Source organism: Chryseobacterium gambrini (assembly GCF_027920505.1).
GTDB lineage: Bacteria > Bacteroidota > Bacteroidia > Flavobacteriales > Weeksellaceae > Chryseobacterium > Chryseobacterium gambrini.
On record NZ_CP115857.1, the window covers coordinates 1,539,894 to 1,558,768 of the forward strand.

Genomic DNA, 18,875 nt, shown 5'->3' on the forward strand with positions numbered 1-18,875 from the left:
ATTCATCTTTGGGAATATTTTTTATGCTCAAAGCAACAAAACTGTGGAAGATATTCAGTTTCAGACGAAGAAACTGAAGAAAGCGGTCGATACAAAAGACGAATCTTCACAGGCAGATTCTTACTACAACATCGGAGAGTCGTTTTTCAACAACGGGAACTTTCAGAAAAGTGAAGAATATTACACCAAAGCAAAAAATATCTACGAAAAATTAAACGACAAACCGAATATTGAAAAGGCAAGCCGAAAACTGGCACAGTCTCAGGAAAAGCAGAATAAAATTTCTCCCGCCATCAGCAATTACAACAGAGCGGCAGAAGTAAGTTATTCTAAAAGCCGTGCCTTGAATTCCAATGACGTGACGAGACTTTCAGTAAATTCTGCGGAAGCTAAAGAGGAAGCCATTCAGAACAATATTCAGCTTAACGAGAAGGAAAAAGACAAAGGAGGCGAACTGGCTGCGAATTACACGCAGATGGCGGATATTAATATTCAGCAGAATGATATTCCGAAAGCGGAGGTTAATCTTACAAACGCCTATAAAATTTCTAAAAAAGAAGCGCCGCAACAGGCACTGGAAATCAACCAGAAATTGACGGATTTTTACGTTGAAAATAAAAATTTCGACAAAGCGATTGAAGCAAAAAAGACCGTTTTAAAAGAAGATTTCGTTAAAGAAAATTCAAAAAAACAGGTGGAACAGATTCAGGAGCTTGCCGATATTTACATCAAAAAAAACGATCCGAAAGAAGCCATTGATCTGTTAAAAAAATCATACGGAATCGCGCTTGAAAAAGGTCATACACTGGAAGCGCAGAAAAGTGTAAAAAAGCTCGACAGTCTTTACAACGTTTCTGAAAATACAGATGCTTCGGTAAAATTGTACCGCGATTTTCTCGGAAAACTGCCGGATCTGGTTTCAAAAGACAAAAGTCTGGTCGATGAAAAAATCCTTGAAGATACCGAACAGCGAATTGCCCAACTGGAAAAGGAAAAACAACTGAAAGATGAACTCATCCGCAAGAAAAATGTTTTCAACTACAGTTTGATTTTTGCATTGATTGTTTTAATCGGGTTGATTATTTTCATTTTCAGAACCCTTAAAAAAGTTCAGATCAAGAATAAAAAAATCGCTTTGCAGTCGCTGCGCCGCGAAATGAATCCGCATTTCATTTTTAACAGCTTAAATTCTGTGAATCATTTTATAGCGACCAATAACGAACTGGAAGCCAACCAATATTTAACCAAATTTTCAAAATTAATGCGCGGCGTGATGGAAAATTCCACTGAAGATTTCATTCCTTTTCAGCAGGAGCTGGATCTCTTGCAGAATTATCTGGCGTTGGAAAAAACACGTTTTGCCGATAAATTCGATTATGAAATTCATGTAGATGAAAGCCTGAACACGCAAAGTCTTAAAGTTCCGGGAATGCTGGTTCAGCCATTTTTAGAAAATGCGATATGGCATGGTTTGCGTTACAGAACAGCCAAAGGATTTTTGAACCTCAGCTTTGAAAAGGAAAACGAGCAGTTAAAAATAACTGTTGAAGACAACGGAATCGGGATCGAAGAAAGCAAAAAGCAGAAAACCGAGCATCAGAAAGCCAGAAAAGGTCGCGGAATGAAAAACACTCTTGAAAGAATCGATCTGCTGAATGATCTGTATAAAAAAGAGATTTCATGCACTGTGAAAGATAAAGAAAACAATTCCGGTGTTTTGGTGATTTTGAAATTGAATTTAATGTAACCACTGAATGAAGAGAAAAATTTTAGCCTTTGTATTTTTAATTTCATCTTTCATGATGTTCGGACAAGAAATCAATTCTGCCCGTTTTGAAACTATTGTTAAAGCACTGAAAATAAACAGATCACAGATCAGAACAGAATTTTACGCAGAAAAGAAAATGCCGAATGAGAAAGATTCTTACATCGTTGTATTGCCTATTTTCGATGGACAGGAGGACGAAGGAATGTACACTGTAAGAAATTATATCCTGATTACTGATGAAAAAGGCAATATTAAAAATAAGTACTACGATCCCGAAGAAATTACATCCGATGCAATCGGATTAAGCGGAATAACAATTGATACAGGTTTATATACAGTCAGTAAAGACATCCGTGCTTTCGGAATCAGAGTCAGCTTTCGGGGACAAAGCCAGCCGAATCCTTATTCAACAGAAGAGCTTTCTCTTTTTTACAGGAAAAACGGAAGCCTGAAAAAAATTCTGAACAGATTCGAAGTGTATTCGTACGGCGGAGAATGGGACACAAGATGTGCAGGAGAGTTTCATGAGACCACTTCCACAATAGATCTCGACAAAAAAACAACCGCTAATTTTACAGATCTTATCATCAAGACACAAAATATAAACAGGAGAACAAAACTGATAAAGGGAGATTGCAAGGACTTTGAAACCTCAAAAACAACCTACAAAACTTTAAAATTCTCCAACGGAAAATATCGATAGTTTTTTTCCGCAACCTAAAATCTTCCACCTAAAACCTAAAAGTATGAAAATAAAAGCTGTAATTGTAGACGATGAACTTATTGCAAGAGATGTTCTGAGGAATTATCTCACCAAATACTGTCCGCAGATTGAAATTTTGGGTGAAGCCGAAAATATAAAAGAAGCCGTTCCGTTGATTGCCGAAAAACAGCCTCAACTGGTTTTTCTGGACGTTGAAATGCCTTTCGGAAATGCTTTTGATGTCCTGGAAGCGACCAAAGAATTTTCCTACGAAACGATTTTTATCACGGCATTTTCACAATATTCTTTACAGGCTCTTAATAAATCGGCAAGTTATTATATTTTAAAACCAATTGACATTCAGGAGCTTATTTTAGCGGTTAATAAAGTGGCAGAAAGTCTGGAAAGCAAAGAAGAACTCAACCGTAACAAAATCCTCCTCGAAAATTTAAAATTAAAACCCGAAAAACAACAGTTGATTCTCCCGACTTTGCAGGGTTTCGATGTGGTGAAAACAGAAGACATTGTAAGACTTCAGGCAGATGGAAATTTCACGCAGGTGTATCTTACCGATGGTTCTAAAAAAATGGTCTGCCGTTTTTTAAAGCATTTCGATGATCTGCTGGAAAATCCTTTTGTAAGAGTTCACCGTTCACACATCATCAACACAAGTTTTGTAAAATCTTACCATAAAAGCGGAACGGCAACACTTTCCGACCATACCGAAATTGAAGTTTCCGGAAGTTTCAAAGACAATTTTCTGAAAGTTTTTTCTTGATTTTTGGGCAGCTTAAAACTTCGTTTGTAAACTTCGATAAAAGCCTTCACTTTTCTCTCATTTATGCCTTCCGCTCCCGCTTTTTTGTTTTACAAAAAGAGTTTCGCTCAAGTCGGGCTGCAAAGATTCAACATTAAAAGAATTGACTTATCCCTTTTACCAATAAAGGCTTCGACAAGCTTCTTACAATGTTAAAATATTGCGGTTAGTATTCGAGATGTCACTCTGAGCTTGTCGAAGGGATTATTAGAAAACTTCTTACCAATCGTTCAGGCATCATTTTTGAACTTTTCAGGACGACTACAAAAATATTTCTATTATGAAGACTTTTCAGAAAATAGCAATCCCTGTCTCTTTGGGTATTTTAGGATTATTTATTCTCAATTCATGTTCCGTAGGAATTCCAAAAGGAGCAACGGCTGTGCAGAATTTTAATGCAGATAAATATTTGGGAAAATGGTATGAAATAGCTCGTTTCGATTATAAATTCGAGAAAAACATGGATAATGTAACCGCAACCTACTCTAAAAACCCGAACGGAACGATAAAAGTGGATAACAAAGGGTACAACTACGTTAAAAAAGAATGGAAAGAGTCCGTTGGTGAAGCAAGATTCGTTGGAAAAGAAGATGAGGCACGCCTGAAAGTTTCTTTTTTTAAGCCGATTTGGGCAGGATATAATGTGGTAGATATCGACGATAATTATCAGTACGCTTTGGTCATGGGAAACAATCTTGAATATCTTTGGATCCTCTCCCGAACAAAAGAAATCCCTGAAAGCATTCGCCAGAGATTTTTAGAAAAAGCAAAAAATGTAGGTTATAATATAGATAAATTAATCTGGGTTAAACATAATTAATTTGAATTAGAATATCAGACAAAATAAAAATCGCTCCGAAAACAGAGCGATTTTTATTTTAATGAATATGTTTTTCTGCGTGATAAGAACTTCTTACCAAAGGTGAACTTTCAACATGTCTGAATCCTAAACTTCTTGCAAAATCCCCGAATTCATCGAACTCTTCAGGAGTAATGAATTTCTTTACAGGAAGGTGTTTTTTTGTAGGCTGCAAATACTGTCCTAAAGTAATTACGTCCACATTTGCGTTTCTGATATCTTCAATCGTCTGGAAAACCTCATCTTTTGTTTCGCCCAAACCAAGCATTACGCCTGTTTTTGTTCTTCTTTGTCCTGCTTCTTTTAAATATCTTAAAACCTCAAGACTTCTTTCATATTTTGCCTGAATTCTCACTTCTCTTGTCAGACGTTTTACCGTTTCCATGTTGTGAGAAATTACTTCCGGAGCTACATCTACTAATCGGTCGATGTGTTTTGTGATCCCCTGAAAATCCGGAATCAAAGTTTCCATTGTGGTTCCCGGAGAAATTCTTCTTACTGCATTTACGGTTTCTGCCCAAAGAATAGATCCCATATCTTTCAGATCATCGCGGTCTACAGATGTTAAAACAGCGTGTTTGATCTTCATTAATTTAATGGAACGTGCCACTTTTTCAGGTTCGTCCCAGTTTACATCCATCGGTTTTCCGGTTTTTACCCCGCAAAATCCGCAGCTTCGGGTACAGATATTTCCTAAAATCATGAAAGTAGCTGTTCCTTCTCCCCAACATTCGCCCATATTCGGACAGCTTCCGCTCTGGCAAATGGTATTTAATTTATATTTATCAACCAAAGTTCTCAGTTCTCGGTAGTTTTTTCCGGTAGGAAGTTTTACACGAATCCATTTTGGTTTCTGAACGGTAGTATCCTGAACTAAATTCTCCATTTATTTCTCAAATTGAGGTTCAAAGTTAGTGATTTTTTTATCGAAACAATCAAAGACAGGCATTGATGAAACATATAATTCAGTAATTTTAAACTATAAAATATCTTATGAAAAACACATTCTGCATTGCAGCCCTTATTTTCAGCACATTCTGTTTTGCGCAGAAGGAATTTCAGCCGAAAAATTCAAAGATCAACGAAACTGTTGAGGGTGATCTTGACGGAGATAAAATCCCTGAAAAAGTAATAGTTTATGATATTCCGACCAACGGCGATTCCGGAGACGTGCGCGAAATTCAGATTCTGAAGAAGGTAAATAATAAATGGACTGTTTTGGAAAAATCCCCAAAAGCAATTCTGGGCAGTAAAGACGGTGGAATGATGGGCGATCCTTATCAGGGAACTGAAATAAAAAATGGAATCTTGGAAATTAGCCATTACGGCGGAAGCAGTTGGAAATGGGGCGGTACAGACAAGTACAGATTTCAGAACGGTCATTTCGAGTTAATCGGCTTTTTCTCTGAAAGTGGAAAACCAGAAGAATATTGGACAACAGTAGATTTTAATCTTTCCACAGGTAAGATTATTTATGAAAAGGAAGTCGTTAACAAAAAAGAATACGGAAATTCGAAGAAAGAAGTTTTCATTAAAAAAGGAATGAAAATCAATCTGCAAAACAGAAATCAGGAAAAAAGAAGAGAAATTCTGCTGCCTAAAACAAAGGAAAAGATTTATATCTGATGATATTAAAGTAAAAAAGCACTTCTTTGCAGAAGTGCTTTTTTAATAAACTTGTTTAAGCTTTTTTACCGCAAAAGATTTAAACACTCTAGTTTCTTAAGTTTCATACTTAAATGAAAAAAGAGCACATAAAAGATTTTTTTTCTTTGCAGACTTTTGAAATACTTTACATAAATCCAGTAAAGTCTTTTATATCTTTTGCGGTTAAATTTAAAGCTAGTTAAACAACTTCAATATAATTTTAAAGGTTATTTAAAATCTTCAATGGATTTGTTGATCGCATCGATTTGCTTATTGATGCTTGCTGCATTTTGAGGATTCTGTTTCAGAAGTTCCATTTTTTTGGCAAGACCGTCTTTCAGCATTTGGGAGATCATCATTTTCGCCTGAGGATTGTTCCCGATCTGTCCTTTTGCCTGATTCAGCATTTTGGTGATGCTTTCTGTCGCTTTCAGATTATCAGAACTCATAATCCAGTTGTATCCTTCTTCCGCACTTTTGCCCAGTTCAGGATTCTGGAATTTAATGAAAGGATAAAATGCGGCTACCTGCGCAATATTCGACATTTGAGAAGTCACCTTATTTTTAACGATCACCGGTAAAAGTTTAGATAATAAATTTTCAGGAGCGCCTTCCAGATCAATTTTATCTGCTAAAGCACTTGCTTTTGCGGGATCTATTTCAACAATAGCGCTAACCGAGCTTCCTTTTACAGCGTTTGAAACGGCATTTACTCCTTTTTCGAAAACCGGAAGGTATTTTTTATCTTTTGTTTTTGCCAGAGCTGAAATCGCTGCAGCCTGTACTAAAGTTTTAGGATCATTGGAAGCTAATTTTTCTACTTCTGCTCCCATCGCTTTAAATTGCTCAGGATTTGATAAATCCATTAACTGCAACGCTTTTATTCTTGTTCTGAAGAACGGATCTTTAAGAGCGGCTGCCAATAATTTTGTAGCTGCCGGATTTTTTCCCACCTGATCTTTGATTCCGCTTACTGCAAGATATCTGCTTTTAAATTCTTTTGATCCCGCATACTGCATTGCATATTGCTCCGGCGTTTTGGTATCGGTAATGTCTGCCACCAAAATTCCGTCGGCATTAATATTTACCAGATCGGCATTTTTAGAAACATCAAAATTAAAGGTGTTTTTGGCTTCTGCATTTACCCATATATTATATCTTTTCGGCTTTCCGTTATCGTAAACATCGATTGCCAGAGGAAACTGGAACGGCTGTTCCTGCGTCTGCTCTATGGTTACGGCAACCTGTTTTTTAACCGGCTCGAAAGTATAAGAATATTTAATTTTAGGGTTTCCGTGCCCGAAATACCACTGATTGAAGAACCAATTTAAATCTTTTCCTGAAACTTTTTCAAAAGATAATCTCAACTGATGCGCTTCTGCGTTCTGATATTCATACGTTTTAAGATAGTCATTCATTCCTGCGAAGAAAGCATCATCTCCCAGATAATTTCTCAGCATATGAAGAATTCCGCCTCCTTTCTGGTACGTTACCAAATCGAAAACATCTTCACGGGAATCATAATTGAAGCGGACAAGATCTTTATCAAAATTTCCCGGTGTTGTAAGGTACATATTGACATCTTTCATCTGATGATAATCTGCCTGATCTTTTCCGTATTTGTATTCGTTCCAAAGGTATTCGGAATAATTGGCGAAAGATTCGTTTACCGTAAGATTGCTCCAGCTTTCTGCCGTTACGAGATCCCCGAACCATTGGTGAAACAATTCGTGGGCAATGGTATCTTCCCATGTATTTTCGTCAATTAACTGTCCCGGTTTCTGTAAAATATCGCTTCCGTGTAAAGTTGCCGTTGTATTTTCCATTGCTCCGCTTACGTAATCTCTTCCGGAAATCTGAGCGTATTTCGACCATGGGAAATCGTAGCCTAATTTTTTAGAGAAAAACTCGATCATTTCCGGTGTATTTCCGTAGATCTGTTTTGCATACGGTTCGTATTCTTTCTCGATATAATAATCTACCGCAATATTTTTCCATTTATCCTTCACAATAGCGTACTCTCCCACTCCCATGAAGAAAAGATAGGTAGAATGTCTTTTATCCATCACCCAATGATCGGTTCTTAAACCGTTTGCTTCTTTTTGAGAATCTTTCAGCAATCCGTTGGAAAGGGTTACGTATTTATCAGGAACCGTCATGTAAATTTCCTGCGTTGTTTTCTGGTTGGATTTATCGATGGTCGGGAACCAGGCTGAAGAAGATTCCGTTTCACCCTGCGTCCAGATTTGTGTTGGCTTATCCGGATCTGTTCCCTGTGCGTTAATGAAATACAGACCTTTTGCATCACTGATTGCTGCACTTCCCTCCTGTTTTACTTCGTTCGGACGTGCTGTATATTTGATGTAAACTGTGTAATCCTGATTTTTCTGATAGGTTTTGTCTAAAGTAATTTTTAAAACATCATCCTTATAATCATACTTTAAAGGAGATTTTTTTCCATTGATATCCAACGCTACTTCATGGATCAGCATTCCTTTTGCATCAAGCGTAAGTTCGTTGGTCGGATAGAAAAAAGGAGCGGCAGTAAGCCATTCTTCCCCGTTCATCTGTTCTTTCTGATAATCGAAATTTACTTTTAGCTTCGTGTGTTTCAGCTCCGTTACTTTGGTATGAGTGGCTCTGTATATTTTTTCTCTTCCCGAAGTTTCGGTTTGTGCGGCTACATTTGCGGAAAATAAAATTCCGCCCAGTAAAGCAATCGATAAAATGGCTTTTTTCATTATTTATTTCTTAAATTATTTTTTAGTTAAAATATCAAAAATATCGTTTACCAATGTTTCGTAATCTCCTTTTTTGAACTGTTCTTTGGTTTTGGCAAAAGCTTTTTTCAGCTCGCTTTCCGGATTTTCTTCGTCGATAATTTCTATGGATTCTATGCCTTTCATCTGAAGAATTGCATTTTTCAGTGCTTCAAGATCGGCAGTTTCTTCGGTATTTATTTTTAAATATTTCATTGTTTTATTCTTTTGTAAACGTATTTTTTGTCCCTCCCTGAATAATGACAAACTGTTTTTTTGCCGGATAAAAATCGATCACAATTCCTGCCATATCAAATTTAAAGCTTGTCTCGGAAATTGCTTCTAAAGGGAATGCACTTTGTCCGGTTGCCTGAGCCATGAGTTTTTTATCTTCAATAAAAATGGTAATTTTTAACGGAATGCCTTTGCTGGAATAGGTTCCTGTAAACTTCTGAAGATCATTCTCGGAAATTTCATAGGTTTTAAAATTGGGCATTTCGAAATCTTTTCCCATGGCTGTTTCAATCATTTTGATGGAAATTTCATTGGTATCCATTTCCGACTGATTGGTGCTGAAAGCGGTGGCAATTTTCAGATCCGGAAAATAAAACAATGCAGAACTGAAGTTGTCTATTCCTCCTGTATGACCAAATCCCGAATATTTGTCGAAAGGAACTTTCACTAAGCCATATCCGTAATCATCCACAAAAGTTTTCATTTTTTCAAGACTGGATTTTTTCACTAATTTTCCGTTTTCGAGACCAAGAATAAAAGTGAGAAGATCTCTTGGAGTAGAGATGATATTTCCTGCGCCAATCGGAATACTCATATCCGTTTCGGATGAAGCTACATATTTTCCGTTGATGTATTGGTACGCTTTTGCCTGATCTTTCGATGGATCTATTTTTCCTCCAACTTCTGTAAGCGTTAATTTTAAAGGTTTTGTAATTTTATCTTTCAGCAAAACAGCATACGGTTTTTTGTAAATTTTTTCGAGAATAAAACCGAGCAGAATGTAATTGGAATTGCTGTATTCGTGTTTTGAAGAGGGTTCAAAATCGCTTTTGTATTTTTTTATAATGCTGATTAAGCTGCTTTCTGTCTGAGGTTTTGTATTGTACTGCCAAAATTCTGCTTCACTGGTCAGATTATGAATTCCTGTTCTGTGCTGCAGTAAATTTTCGATGGAAATTTTTTCAGCATTTGGAATCTCAGGATAAAATTCTGAAAGTTTATGATCTAAGGAAATCTTTTTTTCCTCAAAAGCTTTCATAATTAAAACGGCAGTAAATGTTTTACTGATTGATCCGATCCTGTATTGGGTATTTACATTCGCTTTCTGATTTTTTTCTGCATCTGCAAAACCCACGACTTTCACAAAGGTAGGACGGTCGTTTTCTGCAAAGGCAAAGCTTCCCATAACTTTATGATGTACAAACAGAGAATCGATATAGCCTGCTAATTTCTGCTTCACATTAGCCTGAGAAAATGCAGTCGTTGAAAGACTGATGACAGACAGGAAAAGTAACTTTTTCAACATACTTTTGAGATTTGCTGAATGAGTAGTGGAAATAGAAATTTTGTTACATTAATATCCTTTCTTGCGTGGATATTCACTATCCAGAATACCGTTATCATTAAGTTTCCAGATAATTTCGTTTTCATCTTCCGAGAGAGTATCTTTTTTAAGATAATCTAAAATGACATTTTTGTTAGCAGGATTTTTAAAAGACAGCAATTCGGTTAAAACTTTTCTTTTACTATAACCAAAAGAATCGCTATTAATTATGGAAATAAATTCTTTTTGCAAAAGGTTACTGTAATCTCCTTTATACCAGTGATTAAGATAATTAATAGCAGAAATTTTATGGTTCTTAAATGCCTGAATTTCAATCTGCTTTCTGAAAGTTTTAGGATACAATTTGTATCTTAATGCTTCCTGTAAGAGACTTTCCGAAGAGTTTGAACTAAAAATAATCATACTGTCCAGTTTCTGCAACTTGGAATCTGTGCGAAGATTTTCATTGTCTAAAGAATGCAAATAAGCATAATATAATGGTTTCGCAGGATTCTGATCACCAATAATACAGCCATCTTGTGTATGAATCTGAGATTTTAAATTTAAAAAAATCAGAAAAATTTTATCTAAAACTTCGGGCTTCCGATCTAACAATCCGATAGCCGAATAAACTGCAACAATTCTGTTTTTATTATGGATAAGAGCTAATAATTCTTCATCTGAAGCCAATCTTTTTAATTCTTTGAAATTTTCAAAATTAGCAGATTTTCCTGCACCTTTCCCTATGTATTCCATCTGATATACATTGATTTCTGAGATTTGCTTAACAATGCTTCGTAAATGCTCCGGAACACGTAATGTATCAAAAACCACATCTTTGGAATAGTCAAAAACTTCTATGAGTTCCGAATAGTCAGCCTTCTTTTCTTTTTTACAACCCAAAAGAAAAACTGCCAGAAACGATAGATATAAAAATCTGGAAAATCTCATTAAATCGCAACAGGCGCTTTAATTCCCGGATGCGGATCATAATTTTCCAGCGTAAAATCTTCAAAATCAAAACTGAAAATATCTTTGATTTCAGGATTCAGCTTCATGGTAGGAAGTGGTCTTGGTTCTCTGGAAAGCTGTTTTTTAACCTGCTCAAAATGGTTGTTATAAATATGAACATCTCCAAAACTGTGAACATAATCCCCTACTTCCAGATCGCAAACCTGCGCCACCATCATGAGCAATAATGCATAGCTTGCAATGTTAAAGGGAACTCCCAGAAAAACATCGGCACTTCTCTGATACAGCTGAAGCGATAGTTTTCCATCTGCCACGTAAAACTGAAATAATGCGTGACAAGGCGCTAAAGCCATGTTGGGAATTTCGGCAACATTCCATGCGGAAACGATGAGCCTTCTGGAATCCGGATTTTTTTTAATCTGATCGATAACGTCCGTAATCTGATCCACGATTTTACCATCCGCTCCGTTCCAGCTTCTCCACTGCGCTCCGTAAACCGGTCCAAGATCGCCATTTTCATCTGCCCATTCGTCCCAGATCGAAACTCCGTTGTCCTTTAGATATTTGATGTTCGTGTCTCCTTTCAGAAACCAAAGCAATTCGTAAATAATGGATTTCAAATGCACTTTTTTGGTGGTTACCAAAGGAAAACCTTTCGATAAATCATATCTCAGCTGATAGCCGAAAACACTTCTCGTTCCGGTTCCGGTTCTGTCGGTCTTGTCGGTTCCGTTGTCTAAAATATGCTGTAAAAGATCTAGGTAATTCTGCATGTTGAAGGATTATTTTGAGTGTCAAATTTAGAAAAATCTTAATGATTTTCTGCTATCATAAGTTAGGAAAAAAGTCGTAATGAATGTAAACAGATTTTATGATTCATAGAAATTTCACTTTACTTCTACAATCTTCTGAGTGATATTATTGACAGAAAAACTCTGGTTTTCAGTTAATCCATGCATTGCTTTTGCCAAAGGCGATTCTGCCGAAACCGTCATTATTTTCTGATGATCTATGATAATTTCTCCCGCCGATGCCGAAATATAGAAAAGACCTCTATCTGTTTTTACCAAAGCTCCGTTTTGCACCTTTGAAAGTGGATCTGATGTTATTTTCTGAATAATGGATTGCTGATTTAAGGATTCATTAAGCTGTCTTTGCAGGTTATTGATTTCCTGCTGAAGCATTTCGCGTCCGGTCTCATATTTATCGCCCATTGAACTTTTGGTGTCGTTATTTGAAGCGCGAGTTTCTTCGATCAGTTTTTCAAGTTTCTGAATTTTTTCAGCAATTCTGCTTTTTACCGCTTCCAATATTTTTGATTTTTCCATCTACAAAGCTTCATTTTAAAATATTCTTCTTCAAATGTATTAAATAAAATTAATCTGATCATGATTATTTTTTAACATAACATGATAGAAAAATTTTAAAATAGAATGTTTAAACTCATTTAAATTTGCTTATCTGTTACTTATTCTAATGATTGATTATAACAAATTGCGGACAACCATTAAACGCAAAGCATCCCTATTATTTTATTGAGAAATAAAGCAAAGATATTTTCGGCGGAGACGAATGATGAAGTGGTCAATTAATGGCAAATATAATCTGCGTCTCTTTGCTTTGCTTAAAATATTAACTCTGAAAGAATAGACTTTGCGTTTGAAACTTACAGTTAGAATTATACTGAAAAGTATAAACACCTTTATAAATAAAATCAGTTGAATTATTTACATTGATATTTTTCTTTTAATTCGAAATCAATTTCAGATTATTTTTTCGAATCAATTTTTAATATTTAACATAATATTATTTTAAACACTAAAAATCTGCCTTTAAAATCAAAATAAAATATTAAAAATCGGTTAATTATTAAATATTCTTTAAATTATATTTATATTCATTATTAAATAAACAATAACCCATATATTTGCGCACAAAATTTTATTAAAATACCATGACAAAAAAATTATTCGCTATTGCATTGATTTCGAATTACTGCCTGTTTTTTTCTCAAGTTGGAATTAACACTCCCAATCCGCATCCGTCTTCGGCTCTTGAAATATCTTCCGACACCAAAGGACTGCTTCTTCCAAGACTTACAACCGCATCCATTAATAATCTTTCTTCGTCTGCCAATGAGGGACTAATTGTTTTTGATAAGGAATTAAAGTCTTTTGTAGGCTGGGATGGAACAAAATGGATCAATCTCGGATATGAGGAGATTAATACGGTACCCACAGCAACGAATCTTGTAATCGGAGGCAACCTTTCTGTCGGAGCTTCTCTTACAGGAAACTATACGTTTTCAGATGCTCAAAGCAACCCTGACAATGCGAGTACATTTATCTGGAAAAGAGCTGATGATAATTCAGGGACAAATGTTATGATCATTCCTGCGGCAAGTGCACAAAACTATACTTTGGTTGCGGCTGATTTTGGGAAATTCATCCAATTTTGTGTAACACCGGGCTCTACCATTGGAGCTTCACCGGGTTTACAAAAGTGTTCTGCATGGGCAGGTTCTGTAATTGCCAATCAAGCTCCTACAGTTAGTAATGTATCAATTTCCGGAGCAACCAATACCGGGCAAACTCTCACAGGAAACTATACATATACTGATATTGAAGGTAATACCGAAGGGACATCAATTTTCAGATGGACAAGATCTGATGATGCATCCGGAACAAATGAAACAACGATATCTGGTGCTACTGCAAAAACATACGTCTTAGGAAATGCAGATGCTACAAAATACATTAAGTTCTATGTAACTCCGGTTGCTACGGCAGGAACAACAACAGGAAACGAAACAGGTTCAGGTTATGTGGGCTCTGTGGTTCTGACTCCGGTTGCTTTAGGAAGTTGGGATACCTCGAGTATTGCGGGAGGAACCGGTAATTTCGGTCCTTCACCTTGGAACGGAACTTTAGCTACAGGAATTCAGAGTGCTAAAATTATACGAGATAGCGGAGCTACCCAATCCGGATCCGGATCTGCCGGAGCTTGGGGTTCAGATGGTCTCAATTCAACTTCTCAGGCATTAGCGGAGGCAGCAAACGATACATGGACATTTGAATTTATACCACAAACGGGGAAAAGCTTATCGATTACTTCTATAGAAGCATACAGTTTCAGAAAGTCAGCAAGCGGTCCTAAGAACGGTCAATACCAGTATAAAATCGGCACTTCAGGAATGTGGACAGATATTTCAGGAGCGGTAATCTCAGGAATCAGTGGTGCATCACAAACAACTGCCAATCAATCTGCTATAGATTTATCCGGAATAACAGCTTTACAAAATATTACTGTTGACACTCCGGTTTCCATAAGACTTGTTTTATGGGGAGCTACCGCAACTACCGGAACAGCTTATATGGGATATACTAACCAAACCATTAGCATTAAAGGTTTTGCCCAGTAAAATTATAATATGCAAAAAAAATAAAACAACAGGCTGTCTATGACAGCCTGTTGTTTTTAAGTTTGTTTAAACTTTTTATCTAACTACAAAAGGGAGTGTGTTAATATGCAAATTATTTTTTTAATTTGTTTAAACAGGTATTTTATTAAAATTTAAATCTATTTTTCAAAAACCGCGTAATCTCCGGGTTTGAAATTAAAATCTTTTCCGCTGCTGAAGTCTCTTTTTGTCTTTTCAAAAACATTTTTAAAGCTTCCTGAAAGATGTTCGTCTTCAATAGAGAAGTTTACAGGATCTTTTGACATATTCAAAACAACTAAAACTTCATCGTTTCCGTTTTTCCTTATATATGCTAAAATTTTGTCGTTAACGGTTGTGTTGAGAAGATACGTGGTAACATTAGAATCGCCTCCTCGCAGTGCAGGATTGGAAGATTTCAGGTTGAGAAGGATCTTGTAAAAATCTGCGTTCTGATACACGTTGCTCCATTTGATGACATCTTTTTCAAAAAATTCCAGACGCTTCATATTGGGTAATTCCTGACCGGAATATAACAACGGAACGCCATTCCAGGTTGCAGAGAATACAGCCATCGGCTTTGTGATCACTCCATATTTTTCATATTCTGTTCCGTTCCATGAGTTTTCATCGTGATTGGTTGTGAACCAAGCCCTCATTGAACTGTCTCCAATCGCCGAATATTTTCTCAGAAGATCCGTAAGTTCTGAAAGCGGCTCATTTTTTTTGTAGTAATCTGCGGATTTGTGCATCCATTTCCAAGAGTAGCTTGCATCAAAAACTTTCCCGTATTCCGGACTTTCGAGTTCATCGAATTCGCCCAGCCAGAAAAGTGGTTTTACTTTTTCCACTTCAGGACGCGCCTGCTGCCAGAAATCTACCTCAACCCAGGAAGCAAGATCGCAACGGAATCCGTCGATATTGGTTTCTTTAACCCAGTATTTCATGGCATCAATCATTGCAAGACGCATTTCCTGATTTTTATAGTCGAGTTCGATGATATCATCCATTCCGGAAGCGATATGGAATTTTCCGTCCGGATCTTTTAAATAGAAATCGGGATGGGTTTTTGTCCAGATATGATCCCAACCGGTATGGTTTGCAACCCAGTCGATAATCACTTTAAAGCCTAATCGGTGCGCTTCATTCACCATATGTTTGAAATCATTCAGAGTGCCGAATTCGGGATTGATGGAGGTATAATCTGAAGCGGCATAAGGACTTCCCAGACTTCCTTTTTTATTTTGCTGTGCAATCGGAGTGATTGGCATGAACCAGAGTGTTTTTACGCCCATTGATTTGAGTCTCGGCATTTCTTTTTCGAATGCTCTGAAGGTTCCTTCTTTTGTATATTGTCTTACGTTTACTTCGTAAATGTTTGTGGTGTGTTTCCAGTCTTTAGGTAAATCCGTCATGTTTTTTACAGCTTTTTGAGAGGTGCAGGAAAGAATTCCCAGACCTGTTACAGCGATTAAAATTAACTTTTTCATTAATTCTCTTTTAACAAAAATAGGGATTGTGATCGGAAAAACAGAACCCTGAACATTGAATTTTAAAAGGAAGGCAAAATTATATTATGCAGTAAATTGTATTCTGACCTGTTTTGTACAAATATCTGAAACCTTAGCCGCGATTAAGCGGCATGTCTGAGCTCTTTTCGTATTTTTCGGCGCGGCAGCTTCGCTGCCGCGCCGAAAAATACGAAAAAGCGAGTAGCGAAAGCGCGAAACAGCTCCTGATTACAGTACAGAATAAAAAAGCCCCAAACTTATGTTCAGGGCAATATATTTTAGAATTCCTTCGGATTATCTTTCATCATCGTTATCGTCTTCATCATCGAAAGCATCGTCGTTGTAGTCTTCTTCTTCCTCATCATCAAAAGCATCATCATCTTCGTCTGCAAAGTTTCCGGTAGCTCCGAAGTCATCAAACCCGAAATCATCATCCATTAATGGCATTGCCGATTTCTTTTTGGATCCTCCACTTCCGTTTTTGCTAGGCGCTTTCAAAGGAACATTTCCAAATCTGTAGACCGTGATCGGGTAATTAACGCCTTTTGTTTCGTCGATAACTTCAACCAATTCACAGAAAAATTCCCAAAGGTCAAGAAGTCCGTACTGGAACTGAGCTTTATCTCCTGCATTTTCGAATGCCTCATCGATGTACACATCCGACATAATTTCTCCGTCGCCATCGTCACTCATATCTTCTAACGGAACGCTTTTTACTACCGTTCCGTCTTCTTCAAGCAGATTAAAAGTGGAAAGCTCGTCTCCCTGCAAGCTGAATGCACTCTTAATGCCTAAATGTAAGTTCCAAAGCGTCTGTTTCCCTTTTACTTCGATATCCCGGAAAATATCTTCTTTTGCATCTAATATTACGCGGATTTTATAAACCATCAGTTTTTAAATTACTTTTTTGCCGTTGTTATTATGATAAATCTCTGTTGCAAATATAAAATAAATGAGATGTGACAAAAAAATATTTCATTATTTTTTAAAATATTTTTTTTTCATACATTTTGCAAAAATTATTTGCTTTTTTCCAGCATGAAACTGAATTTTGTTCCTTCCAGATAAACGCTTTCCACGGTGATGTTTTCATTATGCGCTTCGAGGATATGTTTTACGATGGCAAGACCAAGTCCGGAACCTCCTTCTCTTCTGCTTCTGCTGGTTTCCACGCGGTAAAATCTTTCGAAAATTCTTGGTAAACTTTCAGATTTAATGCCCATCCCGTTGTCTATGACCTCAATTAAGACTTTATTTTTAAGAACGCTGGTTTTTACGACAACTTTTGCTTCCTGTCTGTTGGCATAATGAATCGCGTTTGAAATTAAATTAATAAAGACCTGTGAAATCTTCTGTTTGTCTGCCTCCACAAAAATCTGTGGCTGCAAAGTCTGGATCTGCAGACTTGCGTTATGTTTTTCTGCTTCGAGATCAAGAAGATCAAAAATTTCTTTAATTAATAGATTGACATCAAATTTGGAAACGGTAAGGTTAATTTCGCCGGCTTCAAGCCTGTTGATCATATCGAGATCCGTTACAATGGCAATTAAACGCTCTACGGATTTATCTATTCTTTCCAGATATTTATCACGAATCGTAAGATTATCCACTCCGCCGTCGCGCAGCGTTTCTACGTATCCCTGAATGGAAAAAAGAGGTGTTTTCAGTTCGTGGGAAACGTTTCCGATGTATTCTTTCCGGTAGCTTTCCATTTCTTTCATCATATCCAGCTCTGTGATTTTTCTCTGATTGAGATCTGAGAATCTTTCTCCGAGTTCTTTAATGGTGATATTTTCATCATCATCATGAACAATTTCCTGCGGCAAAAGCTGTGAAAGACCACGAACCTGCTTTTTACCATAATAATTGAACAATAGTTCCAATACGATATAATTGATGATAAAAATCAGGACAAGACAAATAATCAGTCCGATTTTAAAAAATGGTGTACTGTAATAGATATCCTTTAGTGAATCGAAAATGATTACTAAAAGAAACATCACCAATGTCAGAAGACAAGAGGCGACGAGGGTAAGTCTGTAAAATTTCAATTTTACAAAATTTTATTGGTTGATGTAAAGGTAAGAAATTGAAATTGAGTATTAAACAATAAGTTTATACCCAATTCCTTTTAATGTCTGAATCGTATTGATTCCTAATTTTTCTCTTAGTCTTCTGATGTGAACGTCGATGGTTCTTTCTCCCACGATTACGTCATTTCCCCAGACTTTTTCCAGAATTTCTTCTCTTTTGAAAACTTTTTCCGTGTTGGAAGCCAATAAATACAAAAGATCGAATTCTTTTTTAGGAAGCAGAAACTGCTGTCCGTTTTTAGAAACCCTGAAGTTGTCTTTATCAATAATTAAATCTCCGATTTCGATTAATTTAGAATTATCAGATACCTGAGAAGTTAACTGCAATAAAGCGTTTACTTTAGAGATCAGAATTTTCGGTTTGATTAATTTAACAATATAGTCGTTTGCACCTGCCTGAAAACCGGCTAATTGTGAAAACTCTTCGCTTCTTGCGGAAAGAAAAACAATTAAAGTTTTTTGCAGTTCTTTAATTTTTCTAAGTTCCTGGCAAGTTTCGATACCGTCTTTTTCGGGCATCATGACATCCAATAAAATCAGATCCGGAACAATTTCCTTTGCTTTGTCGATACCTTCATTTCCATTAGTGGCTGTATAAATGTCGTAGCCTTCCTTTTCCAAGTTGTAAGACAGAATCTCTAAAATATCCAGTTCGTCGTCGATTAAGAGGATTTTCTTTTGGTTCATTTTTAATTTTTACGAGTCAAAGTTAATAATATTTTAATCACTGTTTAACAAAACGGGTATCG

Annotated in this window: 17 protein-coding genes; 6 read left to right on the forward strand and 11 right to left on the reverse strand. The window is 36.5% G+C overall.

The window, feature by feature from the left end; all coding sequences use genetic code 11:
- Window positions 1–43: 43 nt before the first annotated feature.
- The 4 genes from PFY09_RS06835 to PFY09_RS06850 all read left to right on the forward strand — a co-directional run bounded on the left by PFY09_RS06835 (window position 44) and on the right by PFY09_RS06850 (window position 4,108).
- Window positions 44–1,747, forward strand: coding sequence for a tetratricopeptide repeat-containing sensor histidine kinase (locus tag PFY09_RS06835; protein ID WP_271161905.1), 1,704 nt, complete (start codon window positions 44–46; stop codon window positions 1,745–1,747).
- A 7-nt stretch (window positions 1,748–1,754) separates the two neighbouring features.
- Window positions 1,755–2,471, forward strand: coding sequence for a PA3715 family protein (locus tag PFY09_RS06840; protein ID WP_271161906.1), 717 nt, complete (start codon window positions 1,755–1,757; stop codon window positions 2,469–2,471).
- Between the two features lie 43 nt (window positions 2,472–2,514).
- A complete protein-coding gene (locus tag PFY09_RS06845; RefSeq protein WP_256040763.1) occupies window positions 2,515–3,249 on the forward strand; it encodes a LytR/AlgR family response regulator transcription factor in 735 nt (244 codons plus the stop codon).
- 319 nt (window positions 3,250–3,568) lie between these two features.
- Complete coding sequence (locus PFY09_RS06850; RefSeq protein WP_271161907.1) at window positions 3,569–4,108, forward strand: lipocalin family protein; 540 nt, start codon at window positions 3,569–3,571, stop codon at window positions 4,106–4,108.
- Window positions 4,109–4,166: 58 nt separating this feature from the next.
- Here the strand turns inward: PFY09_RS06850 and lipA are convergent, their stop codons facing one another.
- Entirely contained in the window at window positions 4,167–5,033 is an 867-nt protein-coding gene (gene lipA, locus PFY09_RS06855; RefSeq protein ID WP_087709078.1) for a lipoyl synthase, read from the reverse strand.
- Between the two features lie 107 nt (window positions 5,034–5,140).
- Here lipA and PFY09_RS06860 point away from each other — a divergent pair, with 107 nt between their 5' ends.
- Entirely contained in the window at window positions 5,141–5,773 is a 633-nt protein-coding gene (locus PFY09_RS06860; RefSeq protein ID WP_271161908.1) for a hypothetical protein, read from the forward strand.
- 248 nt (window positions 5,774–6,021) lie between these two features.
- Here the strand turns inward: PFY09_RS06860 and PFY09_RS06865 are convergent, their stop codons facing one another.
- The 6 genes from PFY09_RS06865 to PFY09_RS06890 form a co-directional block, all read right to left on the reverse strand.
- The gene (locus PFY09_RS06865) at window positions 6,022–8,535 is read right to left on the reverse strand and encodes a M1 family metallopeptidase (RefSeq protein WP_271161909.1); all 2,514 of its coding nucleotides are present in this window, start codon (window positions 8,533–8,535) and stop codon (window positions 6,022–6,024) included.
- 15 nt (window positions 8,536–8,550) lie between these two features.
- Window positions 8,551–8,769 (reverse strand): hypothetical protein, encoded by a 219-nt coding sequence (locus PFY09_RS06870; RefSeq protein ID WP_076395315.1) that lies wholly within the window; start codon window positions 8,767–8,769, stop codon window positions 8,551–8,553.
- A gap of 4 nt (window positions 8,770–8,773) precedes the next feature.
- Window positions 8,774–10,093, reverse strand: coding sequence for a serine hydrolase domain-containing protein (locus tag PFY09_RS06875; protein ID WP_271161910.1), 1,320 nt, complete (start codon window positions 10,091–10,093; stop codon window positions 8,774–8,776).
- Window positions 10,094–10,141: 48 nt separating this feature from the next.
- Complete coding sequence (locus tag PFY09_RS06880) at window positions 10,142–11,062, reverse strand: hypothetical protein (RefSeq protein ID WP_271161911.1); 921 nt, start codon at window positions 11,060–11,062, stop codon at window positions 10,142–10,144.
- Entirely contained in the window at window positions 11,062–11,856 is a 795-nt protein-coding gene (locus PFY09_RS06885) for a thymidylate synthase (protein WP_271161912.1), read from the reverse strand. Before PFY09_RS06885 ends, PFY09_RS06880 begins: the two co-directional genes overlap by 1 nt.
- A 114-nt stretch (window positions 11,857–11,970) precedes the next feature.
- Window positions 11,971–12,411, reverse strand: coding sequence for a hypothetical protein (locus PFY09_RS06890; protein ID WP_271161913.1), 441 nt, complete (start codon window positions 12,409–12,411; stop codon window positions 11,971–11,973).
- Between the two features lie 626 nt (window positions 12,412–13,037).
- Between PFY09_RS06890 and PFY09_RS06895 the strand changes: the two genes are divergently transcribed.
- Window positions 13,038–14,504: a hypothetical protein gene (locus tag PFY09_RS06895; protein ID WP_271161914.1), complete on the forward strand. Its 1,467-nt coding sequence runs from the start codon at window positions 13,038–13,040 to the stop codon at window positions 14,502–14,504.
- 158 nt (window positions 14,505–14,662) lie between these two features.
- Here the strand turns inward: PFY09_RS06895 and PFY09_RS06900 are convergent, their stop codons facing one another.
- From PFY09_RS06900 to PFY09_RS06915, 4 genes are all read right to left on the reverse strand, one after another.
- Window positions 14,663–16,012, reverse strand: coding sequence for an alpha-amylase family glycosyl hydrolase (locus tag PFY09_RS06900; protein WP_271161915.1), 1,350 nt, complete (start codon window positions 16,010–16,012; stop codon window positions 14,663–14,665).
- Between the two features lie 315 nt (window positions 16,013–16,327).
- The gene (locus PFY09_RS06905; RefSeq protein WP_108411714.1) at window positions 16,328–16,921 is read right to left on the reverse strand and encodes an IS1096 element passenger TnpR family protein; all 594 of its coding nucleotides are present in this window, start codon (window positions 16,919–16,921) and stop codon (window positions 16,328–16,330) included.
- 131 nt (window positions 16,922–17,052) lie between these two features.
- Entirely contained in the window at window positions 17,053–18,084 is a 1,032-nt protein-coding gene (locus tag PFY09_RS06910; RefSeq protein ID WP_271161916.1) for a sensor histidine kinase, read from the reverse strand.
- 51 nt (window positions 18,085–18,135) lie between these two features.
- Window positions 18,136–18,813 (reverse strand): response regulator transcription factor, encoded by a 678-nt coding sequence (locus PFY09_RS06915; protein WP_076396546.1) that lies wholly within the window; start codon window positions 18,811–18,813, stop codon window positions 18,136–18,138.
- Between the last annotated feature and the right edge of the window lie 62 nt (window positions 18,814–18,875).

What these genes read in the sequence shown, in the direction of transcription:
- PFY09_RS06865 (WP_271161909.1), bottom strand. Translation starts at nt 8,535, where the DNA reads ATGAAAAAAGCCATTTTATCGATTGCTTTACTGGGCGGAATTTTATTT.
- PFY09_RS06875 (WP_271161910.1), bottom strand. Translation starts at nt 10,093, where the DNA reads ATGTTGAAAAAGTTACTTTTCCTGTCTGTCATCAGTCTTTCAACGACT.
- PFY09_RS06870 (WP_076395315.1), bottom strand. Translation starts at nt 8,769, where the DNA reads ATGAAATATTTAAAAATAAATACCGAAGAAACTGCCGATCTTGAAGCA.
- PFY09_RS06880 (WP_271161911.1), bottom strand. Translation starts at nt 11,062, where the DNA reads ATGAGATTTTCCAGATTTTTATATCTATCGTTTCTGGCAGTTTTTCTT.
- PFY09_RS06905 (WP_108411714.1), bottom strand. Translation starts at nt 16,921, where the DNA reads ATGGTTTATAAAATCCGCGTAATATTAGATGCAAAAGAAGATATTTTC.
- PFY09_RS06900 (WP_271161915.1), bottom strand. Translation starts at nt 16,012, where the DNA reads ATGAAAAAGTTAATTTTAATCGCTGTAACAGGTCTGGGAATTCTTTCC.
- PFY09_RS06915 (WP_076396546.1), bottom strand. Translation starts at nt 18,813, where the DNA reads ATGAACCAAAAGAAAATCCTCTTAATCGACGACGAACTGGATATTTTA.
- PFY09_RS06890 (WP_271161913.1), bottom strand. Translation starts at nt 12,411, where the DNA reads ATGGAAAAATCAAAAATATTGGAAGCGGTAAAAAGCAGAATTGCTGAA.
- PFY09_RS06850 (WP_271161907.1), top strand. Translation starts at nt 3,569, where the DNA reads ATGAAGACTTTTCAGAAAATAGCAATCCCTGTCTCTTTGGGTATTTTA.
- PFY09_RS06885 (WP_271161912.1), bottom strand. Translation starts at nt 11,856, where the DNA reads ATGCAGAATTACCTAGATCTTTTACAGCATATTTTAGACAACGGAACC.
- lipA (WP_087709078.1), bottom strand. Translation starts at nt 5,033, where the DNA reads ATGGAGAATTTAGTTCAGGATACTACCGTTCAGAAACCAAAATGGATT.
- PFY09_RS06840 (WP_271161906.1), top strand. Translation starts at nt 1,755, where the DNA reads ATGAAGAGAAAAATTTTAGCCTTTGTATTTTTAATTTCATCTTTCATG.
- PFY09_RS06845 (WP_256040763.1), top strand. Translation starts at nt 2,515, where the DNA reads ATGAAAATAAAAGCTGTAATTGTAGACGATGAACTTATTGCAAGAGAT.
- PFY09_RS06895 (WP_271161914.1), top strand. Translation starts at nt 13,038, where the DNA reads ATGACAAAAAAATTATTCGCTATTGCATTGATTTCGAATTACTGCCTG.
- PFY09_RS06860 (WP_271161908.1), top strand. Translation starts at nt 5,141, where the DNA reads ATGAAAAACACATTCTGCATTGCAGCCCTTATTTTCAGCACATTCTGT.